Origin of the sequence: Sporolactobacillus mangiferae (assembly GCF_023336505.1) — a bacterium.
Classification (GTDB): domain Bacteria; phylum Bacillota; class Bacilli; order Bacillales; family Sporolactobacillaceae; genus Sporolactobacillus; species Sporolactobacillus mangiferae.
On sequence record NZ_JAMAST010000009.1, the window covers coordinates 29,066 to 55,649 of the forward strand.

Below are 26,584 nucleotides of genomic sequence, written 5' to 3' on the forward strand. Positions count from 1 at the left end.
CGGCAGAGAGAGATCAATTATTGATCAAAAGAATCTTTCTTTTTTACGTCGCTCCATTCATGAAGGATCCCATTAATCTGTCCACCAATAATGATGGTCAGCGCGGTCAGATAAAACCATAGCATAAGCACGATGATTCCTCCGAGTGTTCCATACGTTGACGCGTAATTGCCAAGATAACGAACATAGAATGAAAAACCATAGGAAATGAATTGCCAGCCTGTGCCGGCGATGACTGAACCGACCAGAACTTCCTCCATTTTCAACCGCTTGTTTGGCCCGAGCCAATATAGAAATGCAAAAATAACAATAACAACGCAGAAAGTGACCAAAGTGCTTAGCACAGACCACATGTCGGCGAATGTATGAGATATTCCTAAATAGGCAAACAATCTGCGTGCCAGCACGGCAGAAAATACATTGACTGCCAGTGTCATGGCAATAGCAAAAACCATCGCAACTGTGAAGCACATTGCCAAAAGGCGCGTGACAAAAAAAGATCTTGTCTCTCTAACCCGATAGGCGAGATTTAACGTACGCATCAGCGCATTGATCGCATTCGACGCCGACCAGAGTGTTGCGACTACACCGACAGACAGCAGACTGCTTCGTTTAGTAAATACATTGTCCAGATTTTGCTGGATAAGGGCCATCACTTCTTTAGGTAAGTAGACGCCTATAAATGAAACGAGTTGTGAAGGATTAATACCGAGATACGGAATCACCGCAAATAAAAAAATAAACAGCGGAAAAAGCGACAACAGGAAATAATAGGCCAATGTTGCCGCTAAATCCGCCGTATGGTCATTAATAAAACGTTTGATCAGAAGCCTGGCGAAGAGAAGAATGTCCTTAAACCTTATTTTCCCCACGTTTCTCCATCTCCGGTCTCTCTGTCCGTATTGGAACCTTTTTAAGCGTGCTGCGTTGAATGTTTGTTCGTTCCGTTCTTATGCTTCGGCTCATGATGCTGAACCGGTTTTTTATCATTCAGATTTGGCATTGTTCCCGGATTCGGGACCGATGTCTCATTTTCAAGCCGCTGCAGCGCGTCCTGTTCTGTATCAATCAGCATGGGTTCCTGAAAATTGGCCATGTTCTGTCCGGATCGCTTGATTTTACCAGCCATCTCGGCAATCTCATTTCCAATTTCCATCACATACTGATAGGTGTCGTTCGTACTCGATCCGGCTTTCTCGACACGGTCAACCATTTCCTGAAAGTCGCTTGAAATTTCGCGTGCAAGCCCTTTTACACGTGTCCCCGTCACTTTCAAATAATTACCGACTTGATTTGGATGCTGATAAACCGTACGAACCGCCTGAGCACAATTATTTGCTGAAGTCGACAGACGGTGGCCCCAGACCGATCGTGTCTCCCGGCTCATCAGAGACAAACCGCAGCCAACCACTCCGCCGATCAGCATAAATTTGCCCATCTGGCTTTTGCCATAAACACTCATCAGATTCTGCCCCCCTCGCAGTGCTGTAACCCTTTACGGATTACACATGTAGTGTGCGCAGGATTACTTTGGAATATGAGGCGCTTTGCTGAGGAGTCATCTGCTAAATTGTGGCTTATTTACATTTTCCGGATAACGGCGGAAAGCTCTCTTATAAGCTGGTCCGTGCCTTGATCAATCATTTCATAAACTTCGTCAAATCGACCGGTATAATAAGGATCGGGAACATCGCGCTGCGGCTTATCGTGAAGCAGTGTCATAAAGCGCTCAATCTTCGCTTTATTCATCCCGGCAAGACGAAGCAGCTCGCGCTCATTCTGATGATCCATCGCATAGATCCGATCGAAAGTGTCAAAATCATCAGGGGCGATTTGCCTTGCCTTAATCCCCTGAAATGAAATGCCCGCAGCGGCCAGTACCTGCCGCGTGCCTCGATGCGGCGCATCACCGACATGCCAGTTGCCTGTACCGGCCGAATCGACTTCGATCTGACTCGTCAGATCCGCTCTTTCGATTTTATGCCGCAAGACAGCTTCAGCCATCGGTGAACGGCAGATATTACCGAGACAGACAAACAGCACACGCATCATGATCGCTCCCTTGAAGTGTTTCTCTCTTTATCATAACAAGAATATTCGAAAACAACAAAAACGATGCGTTATCTTAAGCAATAAAGCTGCATCGCCCGAAGCATAGACAGACGATTTAATTACGTGTACAATGAGGGCAGAGAATAATAATTATTTTAATTTTTTAATGATGCTGTCATCCATTCGGATGGCAGCATGACTCGTTTCAGGGGTTATGAAGATGATTTTTATTCTCATTTAACATTTTAAATTTTCATTTTGGAGCGTGCATTAATATGAAACATGAAGATAATGATTTAGGCCAGAAGCTAAATGTACTGCGCGCCGGTGTTCTCGGTGCAAATGACGGCATTGTCTCAATTGCTGGCATTGTTATCGGCGTTGCCGGAGCAACATCACACACCGCAACCTTGCTCATTTCCGGATTAGCCGGACTTGTCGCTGGTGCCCTGTCAATGGGTGGCGGAGAATATGTGTCGGTCAGTACACAGAAAGATACAGAAAAAGCGGTTGTTGAAGCAGAAAAGATCAGACTCAAAGAGGATTACGAAGGCGAGATCCATGAATTGGCTCATATTTATATGAAAAATGGACTTTCAGAAGACTTGTCGCAAAAAGTCGCTGTCGCGTTAATGAATAAAGATGCACTTGGTGCCCATACCAGTGCAGAACTTGGGGTCAGGCCCGATAAATATGTCAATCCATGGCATGCGGCCTTTTCCTCAATGGGTTCGTTTGCACTTGGTGCGATACTGCCCCTGCTGTCTATTTTGCTCGCACCTATGCCCATTCGTGTCCCCTTTACAGCCATTGCGGTTCTGATTGCACTCGGCATGACTGGATTCATCAGTGCCTGTTTAGGCGGCGCGCCAAAATGGCCTGCCATTTGCAGAAATATATTCGTTGGTGCCTTGACAATGGCTATAACCTTTACTGTGGGCCGGTTCATGTAATCCGTTTTAATATTAAGGAATCTGTTGTGCTTCATAAAGCTTGCCATCCATCGATGTGCTGAAACCGTGTGTTCTCATCGTACTGCCGAAAAATGCTGAAAAAGGAACCGATAAATCGACAGTTAAGATTAACAGCAGCACTTTTTTAGTTATAATGGTCTATATATAAGCCGAGGCGTACAAGAGATGAAGGGAAGTTAAAAGCATTGGCAATAAATAAAAACCATCTGATCAGGCGGATCAACAGTGCCGCAAAAAAGGAACCGGCAGATCTGGTATTCAAAAATGGAAAAATTATTGATGTATTCAGCGGTGAATGTTTATCTGGCGATGTCGCCGTTACGGACGGCATGATCGTTGGTATCGGCAGCTACGACGGCAAAGAAGTGATCGACGCGCGGGGGAAATACATCAGTCCCGCATTGATTGATGCGCATGTGCACATCGAATCTTCACTGCTGACCCCGGGCGCTTTTTCCGATGTGCTTGCCGCTCACGGAGTGACTGCCGCCATTACCGATCCACATGAAATCGCAAATGTACTCGGCACGAGCGGCATAAAGTTTATGCTGGACCGTGCAAAAGAGAGCAGCATTGACTTATATGTCATGCTTCCCTCTTCGGTTCCGGCAACCTCATTCGAACATAACGGTGCCGTGCTGGATGCTGCGGATCTGGAACCGCTGTTTCAGGAACCCAATGTCATCGGACTTGCGGAAGTTATGGATTTTCCTGCCGTACTGAACGCGGAATCCAAAATGACTGATAAGCTCGTCATGACGCAAAAGCACAGCTGGCGCATTGACGGACATGCGGCCGGTCTCGACGCGCGCGGCGTGAATGTTTATAAAGCGGCCGGAATACGAACCGATCATGAATGCGTCACGATTAAAGAGGCTCAGGACCGGCTCTCACGCGGACTCTATGTCATGATTCGCCAGGGGACAGTCGCCAAAGATTTGCCGCAGCTGATCCCGCTCGTTAACACGAGGAACAGCCGCCGCTTCCTCTTCTGTACGGATGACAAGTATCCCGACGATCTGATTCAGGAAGGCAGCGTTGATCATAATGTACGAATGGCTATAGCCGCCGGACTGGATCCGATTGACTGTATTCGGATTGCATCGCTCAACGCTGCAGAATGCTACGGTTTTCATGAAAAAGGTGCCGTTGCTCCCGGATATGAAGCAAACCTGCTCCTTCTAAGCGATCTCGAACATTTTTCCATTGCTCAGGTATACGCGCACGGAAAGCTGATTGCTGAAAACGGCTGCACATTAAAAAAACATACCGGCTCATCAGTCAAAGCAGCAGAACATCCGCTGATCCTGCCGACTCTTGACCCTGCGCAGTTGAGCATTCCTTTAAAGGCTTCCCATCTGGCACACGTCATCGAGATCATTCCTAACAGTCTGGTTACGCACGACCGAATCGAGAAAGTGCCTGCAAAGAACAATGCTTTTGTCTATACTGAAGGTCATGATTATCTAAAGCTCGCAGTTATCGAGCGCCATCGGGGACTTGGCATGATCGGCCTTGGAATCGTCAAGGGATTTGGCATGACTTCGGGCGCAATCGCTACGACCATCGCCCACGATTCACATAATCTGGTCGCCGCCGGCAGCTGTGATACCGACATCATCACGGCAGCTCACTATTTAAAAGAAATCGGCGGCGGCATGGTTGTGGCCAATAAAGGGAAAATAATGGCCGAACTTGCGCTCCCGGTTGCCGGATTAATGACTGACATGCCCGCAAATGAAGTAGCTGAGGCATTGAAAAAATTACGTGCAGCCGCTTCTCTGCTGGGCATTTCCAATGCATTCAATCCGTTTCTCACTCTGTCCTTTTTAAGTCTCCCCGTCATTCCGGACTTAAAGCTGACGGATACCGGTTTGTTTGATGTACGTACATTCCGTCATATCCACGTATCTGTCGATTGAACGTGATACAGCTTTGTTAAGGAGGATTTTTTTCTTGATCGATCTGCCTGAAGCATTTACAGAAAAAATGATCGCGCTCATGGGCGAAGAGGCACATGATTTTTTTGAAACGTACAATGATCAGCGTGCACTTGGGCTACGCATCAATTCGTTAAAAACGGATGCAGAGAAACTAAAGGCTCTGGCACCTTTTCACATGGAGCAGGTTCCATTCTGCCCCGCAGGTTTTTACTATCAGAAAAATGACATGCCCGGCAAACATCCCTTCCACCAGGCCGGGCTTTACTACATACAGGAACCGACCGCGATGTTTGTCGCGGAAGTGCTGGCACCAAAACCCGGCGAGCGCGTGCTTGATCTGTGTGCGGCACCGGGCGGAAAGTCAACACAGCTTGCCGCCAAGATGAACAACACCGGGTTACTGGTTGCCAATGAGCCTTATCCGGCACGGGCAAAAATACTTTCTGAAAATATTGAGCGCATGGGCATTACCAATACAGTGGTTACCAATGAACGTCCGGAACGGCTTGCCAATTATTTCCCGGGCTATTTTGACAGAATTCTCGTTGATGCCCCCTGTTCGGGGGAAGGAATGTTCCGAAAAGACCCGGAAGCGATGCATTACTGGAGCCCGGGACACGTCGCCGAATGTGCACATTTGCAGGCACAGATTCTGGAACACGCCTATCATATGCTGCGCAGTGGGGGCACGCTCGTCTATTCGACCTGTACGTTCTCTCCTGAAGAAAATGAGCAGATCATCGAAGCCTTCCTTGAAAAGCATCACGATCTTGAGCTGCTTCCTATTGACAAATCTTCGGGAGCTTCCAGCGGCCGGCCTGAATGGACGAACACCGAAAACCCGGCGCTGGCAGAAACAGCCCGCCTCTGGCCGCATCAGCTGCACGGAGAGGGACATTTTACTGCAAAACTGTGCAAACATGGCCAAGCACCGCAGCGAAAACAAACAGCAGCCCGCTCAATCAAAGAGAACGATTTAAAAGATTACCGCACCTTCGAAGGCCAGGCGTTAAAAAAAAGGCTGACAGGCATCTTCCGGCTTATCGGCAGTCAGCTCTTTATGTATCCGAATGCATGTCCCGACTTAAACGGATTAAAGGTTGCCCGTTCGGGTCTTCATTTAGGCGAGATGAAGAAGAAGCGTTTTGAACCGAATCACGCACTGGCGCTTGCGCTCCCTGCCGAAGCATTTCAGAATGTTTATCCGCTGCGCTCTTCCGACAACGAATGGAAACGTTACCTCCACGGTGAAACACTGACCGCGGAGAATATGCCGAAGGGATGGACCGTAGTCACAATCGATGGATTTCCGCTTGGATGGGGCAAAGCCGCAGGCGGCATTCTGAAAAATTTCTATCCAAAGGGTCTGCGCCGGCGTGGCCTGAATTAATGATAAAGGGAGGAAGATTCCGATGCCGATCTTAAAAAAAGGTGATACGGTCGGTCTGATCTCATGCTCCGACGGACTTCGCCAAAAAGAAACACCTACATTAAAAAAACTTAAAGAAAAACTCAGTACGCTGGGACTGACAACCGTTGAAGCAAAAAACATTTTTCGAAATGCGCAATCACCGTTCAGCGGAACGCCCCAGGAACGTGCGTCCGAATTCATGCGTCTCGTCAGTCACCCGAAAGTAAAAGCGATTTTTGATGTATCCGGCGGGGACAGCGCCAACCAGATTCTGCCTTATCTTGATTTTGACATGATTCGCGACCGCGCAGTGCCCTTCATTGGAATCAGTGATCTTTCAGTGATCAATAATGCGATCTACGCGCGTACGAGTCTGCCCGCTTATCATTATCGAATTAAAAATCTTGCCGGTTCATTTTCAGAAGAGCAAGCCGAGTTATTTAACTCATTTTTCATGGACAGTCGTCAGACTGAGCCATTCACACTTCACTGGCTGCGTGGCAGGAAAATGGCCGGTACCGTAATCGGTGGTAATATTCGCTGTTTTTTAAAACTTGCAGGCACACGTTACTTCCCCGATCCAAAGGATAAAATCCTGTTTCTTGAAGCATTGGGTGGAAAGGCAGCCCGTATGGCTTCACTGCTTGCACAGCTGGAGCAGCTGTCTGTGTTTGATAAGTGTGCCGGCGTACTGCTTGGCACGTTTACTGAGATGCAGGCGAATAACGATCGACCCATCATTGAGGACCTGGTACTTGAGATTACCGAACGCCATGCGCTGCCGGTTGCCAAAACAGAACAGCTCGGCCATGGCGAAGACGCCCGTTGTCTTGCGATTGGGCACCCTCTAACACTTGGCATGTGACGGAGCAAAAAAACTTTGGTAAACTGCAGGCAGCCTGTTTACGGATAAATCACAAACAGTAAAACGCTTGCCCCAAGCTGTGAGATGCCAAAAAGAAACAGGCGGCCGCCCAGACCCATTCTTTTTTTCGTATCCTCCCGGCTTTCGGAGGCAAGATTAGCACGCATTCGATCTCCGCTGACGAATACATTGGAAAGAACACCCGCAAGCAGCAGGCAGACTACAGCAAGTGCAAATGTGATTGTCAAAAGGAGTTTATGAAAAGGTGTCAGGATGCCAAGCAACAGAAGAACAAGCGCTATAATGAGTCCTGTCAGGAAAAACTTCACTTGCGTCACCTCCTGGTTTGGTCGATTTAAATATGGGCATTTTGAAAGAAATGAATTTTCTGTCTTTTGAAAGCTTGAATAAGGATTTTTTTTCTGATCAGAAGCAGGCACTCGAAGCGATGCGGTTGATTTTTTGCTCATTTTCCACAAACGTGCGATTTGCGCAAAAAACAACGCAATTATATTTTAACATATATCATTTCATGCATCCAAAAAGCAGCCGTTTGCCCATGCGAGGTAAACGGCTGTGAGAAAATAAAAAGAGCCGCTTATTCCTGAATACAGGAAAAAGCATTTTTTCATACAGGTCTTAAGACCTGTATTTGTCATCATAAAACAAATGTAAAAAAAAGAAAAGACATTCCCTCTATTTGTCAAAGTTTTTTTGGTTTCAGTCTTATTAGAAAAACCGAGTGATGCATTGGATCATTGATCGCAACACTGTCGTCGTTTGAGCGCGATTTACCGGTCATCGCGTGCTTTCACTGTTTCCTGCCAGCGTCTTTGATTTATTTTGTTGGCATCGGAGCCCCAAGCTGCTCGCTTGCCGCGGGCGATCCGGAAGCCTCCGCGGGCAGGCAAATTTTCGCGGGGTCCCGCATCAACAGAAACCTCCGCAGGTGTCCGGCGCCCCTCAAGCGGGTCATGGAGGTTAAAGCGAAGTATCCTCCCTGCTGGCTCTGCGAGGGATTCAGTCGCACTCATTGAAAAGTAAATATGGATGTCATCCTCTTTTCAGGTAAGTTTCAAGATCATTCACTGAAATCTCACCGGAATTATCGAGCACGGTACAAATGAAATCAGGAATATCGAGATCGTTCATGCCATAGGTTGCACCTGTATTGACACTGCCGCAGGCATCCTCAATCACCTGCACCTTATAGCCATGTTCAAAAGCGGCAACCGAATTAAACAAGATACAGTACTCAGCATTAAATCCGCAAAGCACGACCTCATGAACACCGGCTGTTTTCAATTTATCATTTAACTTTGTCTGATAAAAAGCGCTTGGCAGCGATTTCTCTATCAATTCTGAAACATATGGAGCCAGCTGTCTGCAAATGCCCGCGCCTGGCGTTCCTGTCCGAATCCGGCTCTTCGGATTGTCCGTTTTATGCTGGATAAAAAAAATCGGCTCCTGTTTTTTCTGATATTCATTAATTAACTGTTTGATTCGGCCAACCATCGCACGGTAATCGCCAGAATCGACGAATCCCTGCTGTACATCAATAACGAGCAAAGCACGCATCAATTTCTCCCCTTTTTTATCAGAATAGACCTTCAATTGCCCAAAATCAATTAAGAAAAACCGGGTGATGCAATGGATCATTGACCGCAACACTGTCGTCGTTTGAGCGCGATTTACCGACCATTTCAGCATGATTTACCGGTCATTCCTTTAGGTGGAAGTTCTGCGGTGTTCGGTGGAACTTTTCCGCAGTTGCATCACAGAATTCACTGCTTATTCTGCGTTTCTATGAATCTGTGCTTAGTGTCACGTTTCATTTTTTTATGGATTGGTATAAAATAAGTTTGAAAACGGTTTATTTTCTGTGATTTAACGATTCAGGAAAGGAGTGTTCCTACATGACTTTGTTGCATCATGAAATCACATTCTGTAATTTTGATGGAACATACACCATGCAACCGCGTCTGCTTGCGGCATCGCCCCATCACTGGCTCGATTTCAGCAGCGTTTGCGGCACCAATTTATATTGCTCGCCTGAAGCATTTGCGCACATCCGCAATCAATTAAACACTCTGCCGGAGAGCGGGCTTACTTTTCTGGGCAGCGGAAACTATCATTATGCCACGCTTGCTCTGTTGCTGAACATTCGCCGCCCCTTTTCTCTGATTCTTTTCGATCACCATACTGATCTTCAAAAGGGAAGCATTGGTCATATGCTGTCTTGCGGCTCGTGGGTCCGTCATGCTCTCAAAGAACTGAAACATCTGAGGAAAACAATGATTATCGGTCCTGAACCGCCTGCCTGGCAAATGGATGCATATACGGAGCGTCAGCGCGTGACCGTTCTTTCCGAACACGGACTTACAACGCCGCAGCAATTGCTTGCCAGTATCCCGACAGACACAATATATATAAGCATCGACAAGGATCTCTTATCGTCACATGACGCAAAAACCAATTGGCATCAGGGCACCATGCCTATAAAGAAATTGCTGACTTTCATTCGAGCTCTGATTCGCGACAGACGGGTGGAAGGTCTTGACGTATGCGGAGAGTGGCCAATACGTCCGTACGAGCATTTTGATGCTCAGACACGTGTTTGGATTCAGAGAAATGAACAAAGCAATCTAGCCATTACCCGAACGTTCCTGAAGGCCAAAAAACAGGTGGCGATGCCTTCCATCCAATCGCGAAACGCTATTTAAAACCTATGAGTCAGAACCCAGGCCATCGATCCGTATTTTTGAACATTAAATTATAAAAAGCTGCTGTACACTCCCTGAAATAAGAGGGACAGCAGCTTTTTTAACGTGGCACCGTTCACGAATGAAACTTAAGCCAGGACTTTCAGGCTCTCCCGGTTAAACGCAGGAATATCATCGGGAGTCCGGCTTGTTACAAGATTGTGGCAGACAACGACCTCTTCATCTTTGTACTTTGCTCCAGCATTTTTAAGATCTACAGCTATGGATTTGTAGCCGGTAATATTGCGATCTTTGATGGCTTCTGCCGTAATCAGCAGCTGAGGACCATGGCAAATGGCAAACACGCCTTTATCATCATCCATGAATGCCTTTGTAAACGCAACAAAGCGATCATCGTCACGCAGATTATCCGGTGAATAGCCACCGGCAATCAGCAATGCATCGAAATCGCCCGGTTTTACTTCATCAATAGACGCGTCGGCTGTCACTTCAGTACCGTGTTTTCCTTTAATGACCGCACCTTTTGTTTTTCCGATAACGGTAACTGTGTGACCTGCTTCTTTATACGCTTTCGCAGGTTCGGTAAATTCAACATCTTCAAAATCATTAGCAAGTACAGCGGCAATTTTCTTAGCCATATAAATCCTCCTCGCTATTATTATGACTGTTGCCTGTCCGGTTCTTTGAAATCTGGCCAGACAAGTTAAGTCCACAACTGTTATTATAGATAACTCTTCAGTGCCTATTCAAATGATTTGCTTATGCATCAGTACTTCCGGTAGGCGTACGGAGATTTTGGCTTGGCAACGGAGTGCCATTTTGTTACCTTAAGTACCGGGATTGTCTGTTTAAAAGGCTGATAGTACGTTTCCGTCAGCTTCCCTTCGACACGAAGCCATGTGTCATCTTTGTAATCAATTGATTCAGGAAACTGGACCATCATACCGAAGACACCCGCGTCGGCAATACAGTGAATGATGCCGAAACGAAACAGGAAAAGCTGATTTTTCTCCAGTGCATCGCCATGATAAACAAAACCCATCATTGATACGTGCTTGTTTGTGAAATTGCCGGGATAATTGTAAATCGCTTCAAGTGCGCGGAGATAATTATCGTCGTTCAGATAAAGCTGACCCGGTTTACTGTATTTTTCCATATCGGATTTCAGCATTCGTTTATACGTGCTGCTTTCGTAATACTGGCTCGTATCCGGTTTCAGAATCTGGTGGTTCGCATATTGATCCTTATCGTTGTCAATTTCCGCAAAGTGAAAACCTTTTGCCCGGACAATGGTTGAGTCCAGTGTCGCGATCGGGAGAAAAAGTCCGGTAACGAGCGGAAAAATCACGAGACCATAAGTAACCGTTCTTTTCCACCACGTATCGTTCTCATGACTGTGATCATGGCCAAAGAGCCTTTTCTCCTGATCCGCATGCGCATGACTGTCCTTCCTGATGCCTTCCATGTTCCATTTCACCAGCTGATAGACAGCCATGATTCCAATGATGAAAATCATTGAGAAAGACAGATAGCCATAGCGCATGTTGATATATTTACTGATATCACCGGTCAGATGCAAATGAAGAAACAGATAGGCGAATCCAAATAAAATAAGAAAACGAAGCATTTGTGTCACTCCTTAAATGAGCAGTGCGCCGGCAAAAACGCAGACAAAGATTAAAGTAATCAGTCCGGCCACAAATTTTTTTCTAAAGGTTGACAGCATCATGATCAGATTTTTGATATCGACCATCGCGCCGAACACAAGAAATGCGCTCAGCGGGCCCGGCGGAAATGTGCTTCGGAACGAAGAGGCGACAAAGGCGTCCGCTTCAGAACAAAGCGACATGATAAAGGCAAGCCCCATCATCACAAGAATGGCGGTGACCGGCGTATTGGCAAGTGAGAGCAGCACACTTTGTTTAATAAATGTCTGCATCGCCGCCGCGATAAATGCGCCGAACACAAGGTATTTGCCGACGGAAAAAAATTCGTCGATCGCATGGTCCATGGTTCCTTTAAATTTGTCCTTAAAGGTCAGCGATTCTATGCTGTCGCCATCGTCGTGATGGTGATGTATATGCGCCACCTTCTTTTCGGCATATTCCCGCAGCTGATTTTCCGGAAAAAGGAAAGAGACAAGCAAACCAACCGCAATGGATACTCCGAAGGCGAGCCCGGCACGATAAAAGACCATCTGCCAGCTGCTCCCAAAGGCAATATAAGTTGCAAAGAGCACGACCGGATTAATAATCGGTCCTGCCAGCATAAAGGCAATGGCAGCATGAAGCGGCACTTTTTTCTTTACCAGGCGCTCAGTAATCGGCACAATGCCGCATTCACAGGCGGGAAAAAGGGAACCCATGCATGTCCCAAAAACAACCGAACCAAAGCGGTTTTTCGGAATCACGCGTGCCAGCATCGCATCTGTGACAAACATCTGAATCAATGCGGAAATAAAAACACCGATAATGATAAATGGAACCGCTTCAATAATAATACTGATAAAAATTGTATTTAATTGCAGAAATGAATGGCTGAACAATCTTATCACTCCGATCAAAACATCCTTCGCCCGGCTGGCGAAAACTTAGATGCCCTATCTGAACCAGTACAATAAAAACGTCTTTTAGTCTACCACCGCTTTTGCCTGGTGACAAAAATATGTTTTAATTTATACGTTTTATCAGGAATATTTCTGCTAAAAAGAGCTTGAGCATGACGTAACGTTAAGGTGTATGCTGAAAAAGTCAGGAGGGGTTCCATGAATTATACCGTCACGCAGATGAGTCGACTTGCCGGGGTCAGCGCGCGCACCCTGCGCTATTATGACAAAATCGGATTGCTGAAGCCGGAATTTATAAACGAATCAGGTTATCGAATGTATGGGCCAAAACAGGTGGACCTGCTTCAGCAGATTCTCTTTTACCGTGAGCTGAGATTCAGTTTAAAAGAGATCAGCAAAATGCTTCACGTGCCCTCATTCAGCCTGATCGGCGCCCTGACTGAACAGCACCAAAAATTAATTGCAGAACAAAAGCGTTTGGATCTGCTGATCGCGACAGTGGAAAAAGCGCTCGCTGCTCAAAAAGGAGAGCTGATTATGAGCGACCAGGAGAAGTTTGAAGGATTTAAAAAACAAATGCTTGACCAAAATGAAAAGCAATATGGAAAGGAAATTCACGAGAAGTACGGCGATCATATCGTCAATCAGTCGAATGATCAATTTGCACAGATGAGCAAAGAAGACTATGAAGCGACGGTTGCCATACAAAACGAACTGATTCAGAATCTGAAACAGGCGCTTAAATTAAATGATCCTGCAAGCGAGCCGGCGCAGAAAGCGGCCGATTTACACCGTCAATGGCTCTTTTATTTTTGGCCTGAGGGGACGTATACAAAAGAAGCGCATGCAGGTCTCGCGCAAATGTATGTGGACGACTCACGGTTCACGCATTACTATGAAGATCACGTCGCTGAAGGCGCGGCAAAGATGCTCCGTGATGCGGTGCGCATTTATACGTCAAAATGAATATGTATCCAAAAGGGATTGGCTGTCACGCACAGTCAATCCCTTTTTGCTCAAACAAGCAAGTATAGAAATTGTGTGCCTTCACCGGAGATTTGACGAAGCCAACTTTTCTTAAGCAAAGATTAATCAGAGAAATCCTGAGTAAAAAATACCCAGCCGTCTGATCCGCCGTTCTTCTCTCCGTAGACAACTCCGACACCAATATATGTGTATTGCGGTTTTAGAATATTTGCCCGGTGTGCCGGTGAACGCATCCAGCCATCCATTGTCGCCTGCGCGCTCCAGATCTGATTCCATCCGTAGTAATCGACATCACCTTTTGCATACGCAACATTTTGTCCCGCGACCGTATTTCTGGAGAAGTTCACCATACCATGGCTCATCGCACCGTTTTTGAACTGTTGCCTGCTCCACTGGCGCGCGAAATTCTGGAGCTCTGATTTCACCCGCAGCGGCTGAAGTCCGTTCTCTGTGCGGACATTATTTACCAGACCGACAATCTGCTGTTCAACAGATGCATTATATTGTCCGGCAGCATCCGGCTGCGGAGCTGGTGACTTTGAAGGGATGCTTTTTTTAGTGGTAACAGATTTCTTCTCGGATGGTTTTTTTATGGCTGCTTTCGTGTTCTTGGTTTCCGTTTCTTTTGCGGCTGTTTGTTTCACTGCTTCTTTGGATTCAGCAGATCCATTCGATTTGTCAGGCCCGTTTGACGTGTTTTTCGTTTCAACTGATTTTTTCACGTTTACAGCGCTTCTTTGCGGGGCCTTTACTGTGTTGCTATCCGTATTTTTCTTTTTGATTGTTTCCGTAGCATCCTGCTTGTTCTTCTCTTTCTTCCGGCTCGTCATCTTTGAATCTTGCTGAACGATTTTCTGAGATTCACTCGTTTTCGGGGCAGCTGCTTTGAGCCGATCCGCATCAGAAGCTGTCGCAGCCGACAGAGACAGCAGCATTACGAGCAGTCCTGCCAAAGCACACGGAACAAGGCGCATCATAAAAAAATCTCCCTTCATTTACGTTTGATCATCAAACACGGCGGCCCAGCTGTCGTAGCGAATAGTCGCCTTAGACCTGTGGCTTTGCGTCACTGCTTTTCAGCAGTTTTGCCATTTTGAAAAAAGATTTGTTTCTAAGCTATTGGATTTATTTAACGGGGGCAGCTGGCCTGTCCGTCTTTAAAAATCCGGACTCAATGAAAATCAGTCGTTCTCGCATGAAATTTCCTGCTGAACGTGCCTGCTGAATGCCTTCAGGACAAGCTGATAACTTCGATCCAGCATTCCCTTTAAAACCGATTCAGGAACATCACTGTCCAGGTACAGAGAATTCCAATGCGTTTTGTTCATGTAGTAACCCGGAACAATCGCAGGATATTCTTCTCGCAGCCGCGCACCCAGTTCCGGCGGAAGCTTGACCGTAATGATGGGAAGGTTATTTTTGTCGCCACCACGCATCGCAAACATTTTGCCGCGAATCATGTACCGTGTAGCCTGCCATTCTTCCTTGTAATCCTGCTCGGCACCTTTTTTGGCGAGACAATAAGCATCGATCCAGCCCGTTTTCATGACAGCTCCCTCCGAGCTCTTTGAAATTTCGTTCTACTGTTCATATCGGTGCGCTTCGACGTATTCTTAAGATGAGCCAATACTCTTATCTTAGGCCTGATTCTCACACATTTGAAAACCCGTGACAATGGGGCGAATGAAGCGCAGTATCAACAAAATGAAAAAAGAACCTCCATCCATGAAGACAGAGCCCCTTTGGCAGCTTGGCGAATCATAAAATTTCAGGAAACCAGGCCTGTTCTTAATCTCCAACCACGATTTAACGATCTGTACCTTTCAGGGTGCGTCATCGATGCGGTTGCTCGCTTGCCTTGATATAGCGCGAGGCTTCTGACAAAGGCCTGATCCACCTGTACATCTCTAAAGTCTATGTGTTAAAAAAAACGTAAGCGGCTGAAAATACGTGAGCGATAACTCTGGAATGCGGCTGTGCGCGTAATCGACCGTTTCTCGACCAGCTGATTGATCTTCAGCCGTTTATAGCGCAGCTGCCTGTTCAGCGCCGTGCGTTCCTGATCATCATTGCAGCATTTGATCAAATCACTCAAAGTGACCATGTCTTTTCTCAGCTGAAGTTCTTCAGGGAGCATTCCCGCATTTTTCAGCATTTTATAGCCAGCTCGGAGCTCTTTCGGCACCGAAGACAGATCTTCGAGAACGAGGGGCTTCCCCTTTCCTGGAAGATGATCAAAAGCGCCAGATTTCAGCCCTTCCTTAATTTTTTCTTCTGCCATGATTTCGATAATGCCCATGAAGGCCACCTCTTGTTTAAATGGTTATGTTTTGTCATTCGAATGGTCAGATTCTGAAAAAATGAGGGACAGCGGATCTTTTGCCGGACCGTCGATCACCTTCCCATCGGCATGAAAGCGTGAGCCGTGGCAAGGGCAATCCCATGTACGTTCACCTTGATTCCAGTTTACTTCACAGCCCATATGCGGGCAAGTCGCATCAACGACAGTCAGTTTGCCGGTCTCGTCTCGATATGCGCCAACTTTGCGCCCGTGCAAAGAAGCGATCATCCCGCATCCATTGGACAGCATTTGGTCTTCAAGCGGCTGTGGTTTGCTTAATTTGCCTTGGACCAGATGCCCTGCTGTTTTCATATTTTCCATCAGAAAGCTTGCCAGCATGGGGGACGGTTCAAAACGGGACGGGCTGAAAAGATCGGTATACGGATTTTCATGCTCAAGCACTGTATCAGCAAGTAAGTGAGCAGCAAGTGTTCCAGTGCTCATGCCCCACTTGCGAAATCCCACTGCAACGAGAATGTTCGAGTTGTTCTTCGCCAGTCTTCCGATATAGGGAATCTTATCAAGTGTTGTATAGTCCTGCGCCGACCAGCGCGCAATGATTTTACTTGTTCCGAACTGTTCACGCGCAAATTCCGCCAGCCGCTGGTAATGCCGCTCCATCGATTCACCACGGCCGGTTTTATGATTTTCTCCGCCGATCAGTAAATACTGTTCATGATTGAGTTTCAGGCTGCGAACAGAACGTTTCGGATCGCCCGCGCTGATATACATGCCCTCCGGAGCAGTTCCGTTAAATGCATAGGCGATTAAATAAGAACGTTCCGGAAACATTCTTGAGAAGTAAAAACGATTGTCGTGAAACGGAAAATGAGAGCAGATCAGCACATGCCGGCAACGAATGCTGAACCCTTGTCTGGTCATGACGAGCGGCGCGGACGCTGGATCCCGAATGGTTTCCGCCAGCGTCTGTTCATAGATTGGCACATTCATTTTCACCAGATCAGCAATGAGCTCATGAAGATACATCAAAGGATGAAATTGTGCCTGACCGGGCATAACAAGTGCACTTTTAACCGCAAACGGCATACCCGGATCATCGGAGAGCGTGCCAAGTATGCCTAACCGGTCGTAGGCTGCTTTCTCCTTTTCGATCTCTTTTGCCTCTTGGTCCGTCGTTGCATAGACAATCGCGGGACGAATCTCATAATCACAGTGCAGATCGTGTTTCTTCACATGATCGCCGATCCAGTGAACAGCCTCTTTATTGGCCTGATAATAGAGAGCCGCCCTTTCCACGCCAACCGTGTGGATTAAATGATCATAGATCAGTCCGTGCTGAGCGGTTATTTTTGCTGTTGTATCACCGGTGGTCCCGCTTGCAATTGAAGCCGCATCGATCAGTGTTACGGGTACACCGTTCTTTGCCAGCAGATAGGCCGCCGTAATTCCGGTTATGCCCGCGCCAACCACGAGTGTATCGGTTGTCTGATTTTCATTCAGCGGGCTGAATGTTGGCAGATGAAGCGTATTTCGCCATAACGAGGTCGTATTTTCAGAAGTGACATGCTTCTGTTGACTCATGAGGTGCTCTTTCCCTTCGCATTGATGAACGTGATCCTCTTTCATTAAAATACAGTGTGCCCGGTACAACAGATAATTATGCTTCATGGAACAGCCCTGTTTCATGCCTCCACAGGATACGGATGCCTTCAGCAGCAGTCAATTCTGGATGTCGCTTATTCGCTTTGTTCTTTGCCCGTTTGCCGCAAGCGCACTTAAAAAGCTATATAATATGAAAAAAAGATCCGAGCCTGGCATAAGCAAGACGGACCTGTTTTCACATTTTCTGTTACTGGATCATTTAATCCTGAACTGTGCTGATCTTGAGTCCGGCATCAGACATTCAGAATTTATCATTTGGAAAAAGGATACCACTCTCTACTCTTGCTGAACTCATGGTTTTCACGACACTGCGGCTCAGCGCGCGAAGACGCAGGTATTCTTTTTGGTTCTCCTGCTCAATAATATCAGCAAAATGAGCGATTTCATAAACTTTGTCGTCTGCTACTTCCTGTTCGGCTAGCAGATGCACTTCTTTTTCATGAGCGTCAATCCATTCAAGACGCTTTATATCCGATGCATTATTGATTCGGAACGTTCCTTTTTCTCCGTGAATCTCAGACGGCGCGTCGGAATGTGCAATTTTTGAGCAGAGCACCGTGCAGACAAACGCGGGATAAGTTAAGACGAGTGTGCCACTTCCGTCAATACCATTCGCTAATTTAACCGGATAATAAACCGCCTGCTCCGGTTCTCCGAATAAAGCAACGGCGACATACGCGGGGTAAACGCCAATATCCTGCAATGCGCCTGCTGCAAACTGGAGCGAAAAAATATTCGTGAACTCACCGCTTAGAAACTTATCATAACGTGACGAGTATTGGATGAGCTGCAGAACAGCCGAACGAATCTGCCCCGCTTTTGGGAGCGCCTGCTGCAGTTTTTTAAAAACCGGTGTCTGAATATTTCGGATCGCTTCAAATAAATAGACATGATACTCATCCGCGATCGATACTGCTTCATCAAATTCTTTCAGATTAGCGAAAATCGGTTTTTCACAGATCACATGCTTGCCGCCGCGGAGTAAGCGGACCACCTGCTGAAAATGCAGGCTGTTCGGCGATGCACAGTAAACAACGTCAACCTCTTTGCTCGTTGCCAGCTCGTCCAGCGAAGAAAACCATAGTGAACCGCCGTACTGCTGCGAAAATTGTTTTGCCTTCTCTTCTGAACGTGAATAAGCGCCGATATAATCAAAGCGCCCTGTTTTCTTAATCGCCTTTACAAACTGCTGAGTAATGCTGCTTGTACCGATGGTTGCAAGTTTCATCGTATGCCTCCAGTTTTTTAACTTAATTATATCAATTCATCCATTAATTGATAGCCCTTACATTTCCAATCCCACAAGTATATAAATTTCCCCACAAACTTAATGCAGCAGTCCGTAATAAAGTATAAGTAATGTTGCAGAGAAAACGAAAACACATTTCGGAGGACGAAATTTATGATGTACGCACTTAATAAAGTTAAACAAAATCCATTTCTTGCGGGATTTGTTTTGCTCTATGTGCTTCCTCCCGTCGGAATGGCATGGTTTGTTTATTTTGCCGCCCAGGAATTACGCAATCAGTATGCGAAAAGAAATAGCCTGCCTACTGATCTGATCAGTATTCTGCTTGCTTTAATGGCTATGGCTTCAATCGGATCTGTTCTGGTTACCTGGCAAATAACAGACTTGTTCTCCACACTGATTCTGGCGGGCTATCTGGGAATTTATCTTTTTTGGCTGCGACATCCTGAGTATCTTCAGATCAGACAATTTGCATGGATTTCAATTTTCGGCGGTGTCTACATTGTCCTTTCAGAAAGAGTATTGAATTTTATTCCGTATGACAATCTTTTTGGAAAAGCGGTTTCTTTTATGACCGGTCATTTTCTTTTTGGTTATCGCGGTATGCCGCGCCTGTTCGGATCAGCATTTAATCCAAATTATGCATGCTACCTGCTTATTCTTGCAGCAGCTTTCCTGTCTGTGGAACTGCTTCAGGCAATACAAAAGAAAAATAAGCAGCTGATTGTGCTGTCACTGCTTATTTTCCCTGTTCTTGACTTTGGTATTTATCAAACCGGATCCAGAGCGGGATTTGCGATTTTGATTCTGATTCATCTTCTGTTCTTTTACAAATTGAGTATCAAGCTGTTTATTCCGGTTGCCCTGTTTACCATGGCCAGCGCACCGATTCTGTATCAATGGATGCCGCGCTCAAGCGATACGGAAGCATCAATGGCAAAACGCCTTGAGATCTGGGGAAACAGCTTAAAGATCTTTCAGGAAAATCCTTTCTTCGGAACGACAACGTTCGGCTTTGGCAGAGATTATCTGGCAATGAACGGTGAAGCGATCCCGCATGCTCATGACCTGTTTCTTTCGATCCTTTCATCATCAGGCATTTTTTGCGGGGGGTTCTTCATCGCAGTCATTGCTGTCAGCACGGTTCATCTTTTTAAAGCGCAGCGAATCAGTGCACGGACAAATTACCTGTCGAACCTCTTCCTTTTTTCATTGCCGACGATCATTCTTTACGGAATTATGGATTTTACGTTATCCTCACCGCAAGTGATGATCATGGTGCTCGTGCTGCTTTCATATTGGACCCGCTATACGGTGCGTATGAATCATTTCACCCATTTGCATCGGTCAATGCGGCAGCTCCTTGAACAGAAGTCACGATTTCATCAGAAACAGCGGAATGAGCCTGTCATTCTGCAGCAATCCAAGAATTTCCCCGGCAGGTAAAGAAAAATTCGCCATGTCACATCTTTCAGGACAGGCAGGTTTGTGTTATCCACACAAATTCTCATGCGGTTTTTTCTTTCTTATTGTATGAAAAAAGTGATAAGATAACGATGATCTTCAAAAAGGCGCCTTGAAAAAGGAGCCTTTTATTTGAAAGGATGCGACATATATTGGTTGAAAAATTAGCGTTCATCGGTTCAGGCGAACTTGCAGAATCGTTAGTACAGGGCTTCCTTGACAAACAATTTATTCAGTCTGATCATATTTGGATGAACAATCACTCAAATAAAGAGCGGCTTTCAGAACTCGAGAAAAAATTTCATGTGCATACGACACAAAATAAAAGCCTCGCGCTGAAGCATGCGGATCTGATTATTCTCGCTTTTCGCCCGGCAGACACGCTGACCGCGATAGAGGAAATGAAACCCTATCTGAATTCACATCAACTGGTTATTTCATTGATGGTTGGTGTTCCAACCGCATTTATCCAATCTGCTTCCGGCATAGCACTTCCTGTTGTACGTGCCATGCCGAATACTTCCGCATCAATAGGGATGTCAGCGACAGGAATTGCTGCCGGCTCATTTGTTTCCGAGGCACAGCTTCGTCTGGCGGAACAATTATTTCAAACCGTCGGAACCGTCAATGTCGCAAAAGAAAGCGACATCGACATCATTGCCGGGCTTGCGGGAAGCGGACCTGCTTATCTTTATTATCTGGCGGAGGCCATGCAGGAGGCCGGCATTCGTGAAGGCATTTCAGCAGAGGATTCAGCACAGCTTGTCAAACAGACCATACTTGGCGCCGCCTCTCTTTTAAATCAATCTGAAAAAGCGGCTGCCGATTTACTCAAGGCGGTCGCGACGCCGGGGGGAACCACTCAGGCAGGCATCGATGTACTTGATCAACGCTCTGTGCGACAGGCCGCAATTGATTGTGTGCATCATGCAATCGTTCGGGCCAGGGAAATGAGCGCACCTTTCAAAAACTGATATGTGATGGTTTGCAACATGGAGTACACCAAAGACAAAAACTATGTAAGATTATATGACAAGAATTATTGAACGTCAGCCGAACGGTGCTATGATAATGGAGTAAGTTTTAACACACCTTCTGTTGCAGTTAACCTTAAGTTAAGATGTTGATCTTGATTTAGGAAACCATCATTTACTCGTTGTGCGATGAGATGCTGACCGGCATTCCGTCGCATATTTTTTTGCATGCCATTGGGAACTGCTGGGTCTCGCTGACACGCGATCAACAGGAACGCTCCGCAAGCGACAGCGCGTCTCCGCTTTGACGCTTAGACATTGTTTTGTTGATTTGATATGGAAAAAATCTTATACTTTCTTCAGAAAAAACGGACATATTAACAGTCTGGCCTTTACTTCCGCAGGACACGATAACTTTCGCTGTTGCATGCAGACGCACTTTTGCGGACGTGATTGGCAAAAAAATTTTATATTTATTGTATAAATTAAGACATCCTTTATCGTTAATGCATGTTCCGATATAATTAACTGAGTCATCGAAAACAGAATGACCGCTCCCTTTGGAGAATCTTCCAAATTTAAGAATAACAAAGAGACCGGCATGACGAATGAATAAGCTGCGAAAACAATGATCAGGAACGCCTCACATTTTGGAAAAACCTGACTGCGTCCATTCCTTACTTCCGCAGGATGCGGTGGCTTCCACGTTGTGCACAGGACGTACTTTCACGGGATGCCGTTTGACTGCGATTTACCGACCATTCAGCATGATTTACCGGTCACTAATCATCATTTACCGGTCATCGCGTGTTTTCACAGTTTTCTACCGGAGTCTTTGATCTGTTTGTTTTGTTGGCATCGGCGCTTCAGCTGCTCGCTTGCCGCAGGCGATCCGGAAGCCTCCTCAGGCAGGCCAATTCCTGCGGGGTTTTCCCTGGCTCGCTGATCCCGCAGGCGCCAGCGCACCTTTGCTTTGATTATCGGTAAGACACTGGTTTATTGGTTTTTATATGGGTCAACATGATATACTTTCTTATCTTGTTAGAAAACTTGGCTTTGCCAAGCCTCTGGCGAAACCGGGGCTCTTGGATGGGAGACAGTCGATCGTTTTTCTGACACTGAATTCCGCTGAATCTTTATATTTTCTTACGCGTACAACGAAAAGGGGCAGCACAATGGCTTCAAGATTTTCCACTAAACTCATTATTTTCTGTGTCTGTCTGAGCATGATCATTTTCAATCTTCCCGGTCAGGCTTCCGGCACGGTGAAGGCCGCAGAGAGCAGCAGCCTGTTTACTACATCTTTTGAAAAAGGTGAGCAGCAGCCGACATGGACAAGCACTCCGGAACGCACAAAGAACGAAAAAACACTGACAAGCGGCATCACAGCATTGAACGGCAACGGGCACACAATGACAACATTAACGTCTAATGGCCCGGATGGCCTGTACAACGCTGCCAAAAATGCCGGATGGTCCGGTACTCGCGTGCTTACATACTCAGGAGCGAGTGCCCGGTCTAAAAAAGGCTATGCCTATAACAAACTCTTCCGCGTACATATTCCGGTTGCCGAAAATACTGAACTTTCGTATATGATTGCCCCGCAACCGACAAAGAAAGATTCTGAAGCCCAGGCCGCGAGCTATGTATCCATTGACCTGGCTTTCTCAGACGGGACCTACCTCAGCCAGATGAATGCCAAAGACCAGGATGGGATTACGGTAAACCCGAAGGCACAGGGGAAATCCGGGACATTGCTGATGAATCAGTGGAATCAAAAAAAAGTTGAACTTGGCAATGCGGCAAAAGGAAAAACCATTGTTCGTATACTCCTGGCCTACCATGCGCCGAAAACGGGCGTTACCTTTAAAGGTGCCATTGATGACATCCGTATCGGTGCTTCCAGCACTGGAGACCTTTCAAAAGAATCCGCGGTCGATCAGGTAAATATACTCAGAGGCACTCAATCGGGAACAGCGTTCGCCCGCGGGAATACAACACCCGCAATTGGTGTACCCAATGGATTCAGTTACTGGGCACCGGCGCTGAACAGCAGCGCGAAGGAACAGATTTATCCATACAGTAAGAACAACGATCCGAATAATTTGCCTGAGATTCAATCCTTTTCACTCAGCCAATCGGCAAACGATCAGAACGGCAGCAGACAGTCGCTTCAGATCATGCCCTCAGGATTCAGCGGAACGCCGAGCGCAAGCCGTGTCGGGCGCAGCAAGGCTTTCAAACGTGCGGATGAGTCCGCAAGTCCTTACCGTTATGCAGTGAAGTTTACCGATGGCATGCGCGCCGAGCTCTCGGCAACCAGTCATGCGTCGATCATGCATTTTACTTTTACTGGTAATCAGGGCAGTATCCTTTTTGACAACCTGGATGACCGTGGCAATGTGACGCTCCATCCAGAAAACCGGTCACTCGAAGGCTATTCTGACATAAAAAACACAACAACCGGTGCCGTAAATCGTCTGTTCTTTTATGCAAAGGTGGATCGACCAGTATCAGATGCTGAACAACTGTCCGGAGAGGACCGTGACCATGTCACTTCGTTTTTTCGATTTGACACTTCGAAACACCGCAGTGTGACATTACGTATGGGTATTTCACTGATCGGAACCAAGCAGGCAGAGAAAAACCTCGATCAGGAAATTGACGACAAAACATCGATCAAAGATGTTGAAAAACAGGCAAAAAAGGCATGGAATCAGCGCCTGAAACGAATTTCAATTGAGGGCGCACAGGCCAGTCAGCAGATAACGCTTTACTCAAATCTCTATCGTCTGTATTTATCGCCAAATGATGGTTCGGAAAATACCGGCAGCAGGAAACATCCGGACTATCGTTATGCCGATTTAAGTGTGCCAGGCGCCACCTCAAATACGACAACAAAAACGGGGGCACCTGTGAAAAAAGGACAAGTCTATGTCAACAGCCGCTTCGCATACAGCATGCAGACTGTCTGGCCGGCTTATGCGCTGCTTGAGCCGCATTTAACCGGACAGCTGATTAACGGATTTCTGACTGCTTTCAAAAATGGCGGCGGCTTTGACCGCGATGCCGGTACGGCCTTCGCGGATGCGGTGATCAAAGGCGTACCCGGCGTCCATGAAACATCGCTTTATCAGGCAATGCTTCATGCCGCTTCAACGTCTGAAGACGGGCAGGACCATTCTTTGAACAGCTATGTACCGTCATCTGTAAAAAACAGCGTCCGGCAGACATTGACGCAAGCGGCAAATGATTACGCCCTTGGAAAATTCGCTGGCTATCTCGCACACAAGCATCCGGAAAATACCACATATGCCGATGACAGCAGCTATTATTTAAGCCGCGCACAGAATTATCTGCACTTGTTCAATCGCTCGCTGGGACGTTTCGCTGCGCGGCAGGCGAGCGGAAAATGGGCGGGCAGCAAATCAGGCACTAACCAGACCGATGATTCGGCCTACGCTTTCTATGTACCGCAAGACGGACAAGCCTTGATCAATCTGTTTGGCGGCAAAGATCAGCTGATTCGCCAGCTTGATACATACTTGAACGCGCAGCCGGATTCAAAACCGGATGATGATGCTGATACACGGCTTGCCTTAAGCGGGAAGCTGGGACAGTTCGCACTTGACCGCCCGGCGTCGCCGTCGCTTCCATACATGTATCTGACAGCGGCCGCTCCCTGGATGACGCAAAGCATCACACGCACGCTACTTAATCGTTTCTACACCGGAGGAGCGATCGGGCAGGGCTATTTAGGAAGCGATACCGGATCTATGCTTTCCGGTTATTATTTATTTGGCGCTGCCGGGATCTATCCGCTGCAGAAAGGCAGTTCAGATTATGTCATCAGCGCCCCTTATTTCAAAAGAATGATTATCCGACTGGATAACGGAAAAGAGCTCGTGATCAGTGCACCTGAGGCCAGCGATCAGAACAAATACGTTCAGGGCGTGATTTTAAACGGACAACCGCTTCGATCTGTAACACTTTCGGCAGATATGCTGAAGAATGGAGGAACGCTCGTCTTTGACATGGGCACTGCACCCTCCAGCTGGGGCACATCATCCGCCGGGCTTCCCGATTCAATGACCGCTCAGTCGACAAGCGGTTCGTCTCTGTTCCCGAAACCGCTGGATGACCAGACAACGCACGCAGCCATCAGGAAATCGAGCAGCGATCAGGCACAAAAGCGTCTGATTGATGATCAGGCACAGACCGCTACCGTATTTGACCAAAAGCGCCCATCGATCATTTATCATTTCAAAGCGGAAAAAAGGCGGATCAAATTGTATACATTGACTTCATCTGAAGGAAGAGACACAAGCGATCCGAAAAACTGGTCAGTCTGGGGATCTAATGATGGCACAAACTGGGACTTGCTTGATACGCGAGTCAATCAGAGTTTTAAATGGCGAGGCATGACGCGGGGCTTTTCCATTAAGAATCCAAAAGCTTATGCTTATTACAAGCTGGAAGTAACGAAGTCGAGCAGCGACCATCCGCTTGCCCTCGGCGAAATGCAGCTGCTCGGGTATTCGGGCATTGAATCTGGATTTAATGCGATCCGTAGCGAAATCATTCATCAGTTTGAACTGAAGAATCTGACCGAATCTGAGACTGCATCGCTGTCTCATGCGCTGACGCAGGCGCAGACTGCCTATATGGATGGAAACCTCTCGACTTCCATATATTACATGCAATCCTATGTTCAGCTCATTAATTCATTTATTTATAAAGCGATCGCTCCGGAGAAAGTGCGCAGCAGCCTGTCTGCAGATGCACATGCCATGGTGAATCTGCTATCCGATTAATAATTGATAATTATGCTCAATGAGATATAAAAGGAGGCGTTGTTTATGGATCATTCAATACATGTCCGGGAAGCTGATCCGGCAGACCTTGAGACAATCATCGCTATTTACAATGCAACAATACCGGGACGCATGGTAACAGCAGACACTGAGCCGGTCAGCATTCAGGACCGCCTGCCGTGGTTTCACGCACATCAGGCAGATCCAAGTCGGCCGCTTTGGGTTGCCGAATACAACGGAGAAGTTTGCGGATGGCTGAGTATAAGCAGTTTTTACGGCCGCCCTGCTTACCAGACAACGGTCGAGGTCAGTATTTACCTCGATGCCCGCTATCAAAGAAAAGGAATCGGTTCTTTTCTCATCCAATATGCCTTGAGCCGCTGCCCGGATTTGGGAATCAAAACAATTATGGCATTTATTTTCGGGCAAAATCAGCCAAGTCTGCGACTGTTCAAGCACTTTGGATTCCAAAGATGGGGCATTTGTCCGAAAGTTGCCGAACTTGACGGCGTCGCATGTGATCTTGTCATTATGGGCAAGCATATCACGGGACGGTCATGACCATTCAGAAAATATTTTTCCAGCAACCGTTTTCAAT

Annotated in this window: 23 protein-coding genes and 1 riboswitch; of the genes, 10 read left to right on the plus strand and 13 right to left on the minus strand. The window is 46.8% G+C overall.

Annotated features, from left to right (window positions below; genetic code table 11):
* Nucleotides 1-17: 17 nt before the first annotated feature.
* The 3 genes from M3N64_RS08825 to M3N64_RS08835 form a co-directional block, all read right to left on the minus strand.
* The gene (locus tag M3N64_RS08825; RefSeq protein WP_249101267.1) at nucleotides 18-872 is read right to left on the minus strand and encodes a YihY/virulence factor BrkB family protein; all 855 of its coding nucleotides are present in this window, start codon (nucleotides 870-872) and stop codon (nucleotides 18-20) included.
* A gap of 41 nt (nucleotides 873-913) precedes the next feature.
* A complete protein-coding gene (locus M3N64_RS08830; RefSeq protein ID WP_249101270.1) occupies nucleotides 914-1,462 on the minus strand; it encodes a hypothetical protein in 549 nt (182 codons plus the stop codon).
* A gap of 119 nt (nucleotides 1,463-1,581) precedes the next feature.
* Nucleotides 1,582-2,052 (minus strand): low molecular weight protein-tyrosine-phosphatase, encoded by a 471-nt coding sequence (locus M3N64_RS08835; protein ID WP_249101272.1) that lies wholly within the window; start codon nucleotides 2,050-2,052, stop codon nucleotides 1,582-1,584.
* 275 nt (nucleotides 2,053-2,327) lie between these two features.
* On the opposite strand from M3N64_RS08835, the gene M3N64_RS08840 reads away from it, so the two are divergent.
* The 4 genes from M3N64_RS08840 to M3N64_RS08855 all read left to right on the plus strand — a co-directional run bounded on the left by M3N64_RS08840 (nucleotide 2,328) and on the right by M3N64_RS08855 (nucleotide 7,245).
* Nucleotides 2,328-3,005 (plus strand): VIT1/CCC1 transporter family protein, encoded by a 678-nt coding sequence (locus M3N64_RS08840; RefSeq protein ID WP_249101276.1) that lies wholly within the window; start codon nucleotides 2,328-2,330, stop codon nucleotides 3,003-3,005.
* 206 nt (nucleotides 3,006-3,211) lie between these two features.
* Complete coding sequence (ade, locus tag M3N64_RS08845; RefSeq protein ID WP_249101279.1) at nucleotides 3,212-4,948, plus strand: adenine deaminase; 1,737 nt, start codon at nucleotides 3,212-3,214, stop codon at nucleotides 4,946-4,948.
* Nucleotides 4,949-4,985: 37 nt separating this feature from the next.
* Nucleotides 4,986-6,359, plus strand: coding sequence for an RsmB/NOP family class I SAM-dependent RNA methyltransferase (locus M3N64_RS08850; protein WP_249101410.1), 1,374 nt, complete (start codon nucleotides 4,986-4,988; stop codon nucleotides 6,357-6,359).
* 22 nt (nucleotides 6,360-6,381) lie between these two features.
* Nucleotides 6,382-7,245, plus strand: coding sequence for a S66 family peptidase (locus M3N64_RS08855; protein ID WP_249101282.1), 864 nt, complete (start codon nucleotides 6,382-6,384; stop codon nucleotides 7,243-7,245).
* A 38-nt stretch (nucleotides 7,246-7,283) separates the two neighbouring features.
* Here the strand turns inward: M3N64_RS08855 and M3N64_RS08860 are convergent, their stop codons facing one another.
* Both M3N64_RS08860 and M3N64_RS08865 read right to left on the minus strand, forming a co-directional pair.
* Entirely contained in the window at nucleotides 7,284-7,574 is a 291-nt protein-coding gene (locus M3N64_RS08860) for a DUF5316 domain-containing protein (RefSeq protein WP_249101285.1), read from the minus strand.
* A 724-nt stretch (nucleotides 7,575-8,298) separates the two neighbouring features.
* Nucleotides 8,299-8,823, minus strand: coding sequence for an isochorismatase family protein (locus M3N64_RS08865; protein ID WP_249101287.1), 525 nt, complete (start codon nucleotides 8,821-8,823; stop codon nucleotides 8,299-8,301).
* A gap of 338 nt (nucleotides 8,824-9,161) precedes the next feature.
* Between M3N64_RS08865 and M3N64_RS08870 the strand changes: the two genes are divergently transcribed.
* Entirely contained in the window at nucleotides 9,162-9,968 is an 807-nt protein-coding gene (locus M3N64_RS08870) for an arginase family protein (protein ID WP_249101290.1), read from the plus strand.
* A gap of 128 nt (nucleotides 9,969-10,096) precedes the next feature.
* Here the strand turns inward: M3N64_RS08870 and M3N64_RS08875 are convergent, their stop codons facing one another.
* From M3N64_RS08875 to M3N64_RS08885, 3 genes are all read right to left on the minus strand, one after another.
* Complete coding sequence (locus tag M3N64_RS08875) at nucleotides 10,097-10,606, minus strand: type 1 glutamine amidotransferase domain-containing protein (protein WP_249101293.1); 510 nt, start codon at nucleotides 10,604-10,606, stop codon at nucleotides 10,097-10,099.
* 128 nt (nucleotides 10,607-10,734) lie between these two features.
* Nucleotides 10,735-11,595 (minus strand): TIGR03943 family putative permease subunit, encoded by an 861-nt coding sequence (locus M3N64_RS08880; protein WP_249101296.1) that lies wholly within the window; start codon nucleotides 11,593-11,595, stop codon nucleotides 10,735-10,737.
* Between the two features lie 12 nt (nucleotides 11,596-11,607).
* Entirely contained in the window at nucleotides 11,608-12,513 is a 906-nt protein-coding gene (locus M3N64_RS08885) for a permease (protein WP_249101299.1), read from the minus strand.
* Between the two features lie 219 nt (nucleotides 12,514-12,732).
* Here M3N64_RS08885 and M3N64_RS08890 point away from each other — a divergent pair, with 219 nt between their 5' ends.
* The gene (locus M3N64_RS08890) at nucleotides 12,733-13,500 is read left to right on the plus strand and encodes a MerR family transcriptional regulator (protein WP_249101301.1); all 768 of its coding nucleotides are present in this window, start codon (nucleotides 12,733-12,735) and stop codon (nucleotides 13,498-13,500) included.
* A 122-nt stretch (nucleotides 13,501-13,622) separates the two neighbouring features.
* Here the strand turns inward: M3N64_RS08890 and M3N64_RS08895 are convergent, their stop codons facing one another.
* The 5 genes from M3N64_RS08895 to M3N64_RS08915 all read right to left on the minus strand — a co-directional run bounded on the left by M3N64_RS08895 (nucleotide 13,623) and on the right by M3N64_RS08915 (nucleotide 18,713).
* Nucleotides 13,623-14,498: a CAP domain-containing protein gene (locus tag M3N64_RS08895; RefSeq protein WP_249101303.1), complete on the minus strand. Its 876-nt coding sequence runs from the start codon at nucleotides 14,496-14,498 to the stop codon at nucleotides 13,623-13,625.
* Between the two features lie 36 nt (nucleotides 14,499-14,534).
* Nucleotides 14,535-14,621, minus strand: a riboswitch (cyclic di-GMP riboswitch).
* 81 nt (nucleotides 14,622-14,702) lie between these two features.
* The gene (locus tag M3N64_RS08900; RefSeq protein ID WP_249101307.1) at nucleotides 14,703-15,068 is read right to left on the minus strand and encodes an MmcQ/YjbR family DNA-binding protein; all 366 of its coding nucleotides are present in this window, start codon (nucleotides 15,066-15,068) and stop codon (nucleotides 14,703-14,705) included.
* Between the two features lie 374 nt (nucleotides 15,069-15,442).
* On the minus strand, nucleotides 15,443-15,820 hold the full coding sequence (locus M3N64_RS08905; protein WP_249101310.1) for a DnaJ family domain-containing protein: 378 nt from the start codon (nucleotides 15,818-15,820) through the stop codon (nucleotides 15,443-15,445).
* Between the two features lie 24 nt (nucleotides 15,821-15,844).
* Nucleotides 15,845-17,404: an FAD-dependent oxidoreductase gene (locus M3N64_RS08910; protein ID WP_249101313.1), complete on the minus strand. Its 1,560-nt coding sequence runs from the start codon at nucleotides 17,402-17,404 to the stop codon at nucleotides 15,845-15,847.
* Nucleotides 17,405-17,726: 322 nt separating this feature from the next.
* On the minus strand, nucleotides 17,727-18,713 hold the full coding sequence (locus M3N64_RS08915) for a Gfo/Idh/MocA family protein (RefSeq protein ID WP_249101315.1): 987 nt from the start codon (nucleotides 18,711-18,713) through the stop codon (nucleotides 17,727-17,729).
* Between the two features lie 174 nt (nucleotides 18,714-18,887).
* On the opposite strand from M3N64_RS08915, the gene M3N64_RS08920 reads away from it, so the two are divergent.
* The 4 genes from M3N64_RS08920 (at nucleotide 18,888) to M3N64_RS08935 (ending at nucleotide 26,547) form a co-directional block, all read left to right on the plus strand.
* Entirely contained in the window at nucleotides 18,888-20,180 is a 1,293-nt protein-coding gene (locus M3N64_RS08920) for an O-antigen ligase family protein (protein WP_249101318.1), read from the plus strand.
* Between the two features lie 170 nt (nucleotides 20,181-20,350).
* On the plus strand, nucleotides 20,351-21,172 hold the full coding sequence (proC, locus tag M3N64_RS08925) for a pyrroline-5-carboxylate reductase (RefSeq protein WP_249101320.1): 822 nt from the start codon (nucleotides 20,351-20,353) through the stop codon (nucleotides 21,170-21,172).
* Nucleotides 21,173-22,347: 1,175 nt separating this feature from the next.
* Nucleotides 22,348-25,986, plus strand: a complete 3,639-nt coding sequence (locus M3N64_RS08930) for a GH92 family glycosyl hydrolase (protein ID WP_249101323.1) — start codon at nucleotides 22,348-22,350, stop codon at nucleotides 25,984-25,986.
* 45 nt (nucleotides 25,987-26,031) lie between these two features.
* Entirely contained in the window at nucleotides 26,032-26,547 is a 516-nt protein-coding gene (locus M3N64_RS08935; protein ID WP_249101326.1) for a GNAT family N-acetyltransferase, read from the plus strand.
* Nucleotides 26,548-26,584: the final 37 nt, after the last annotated feature.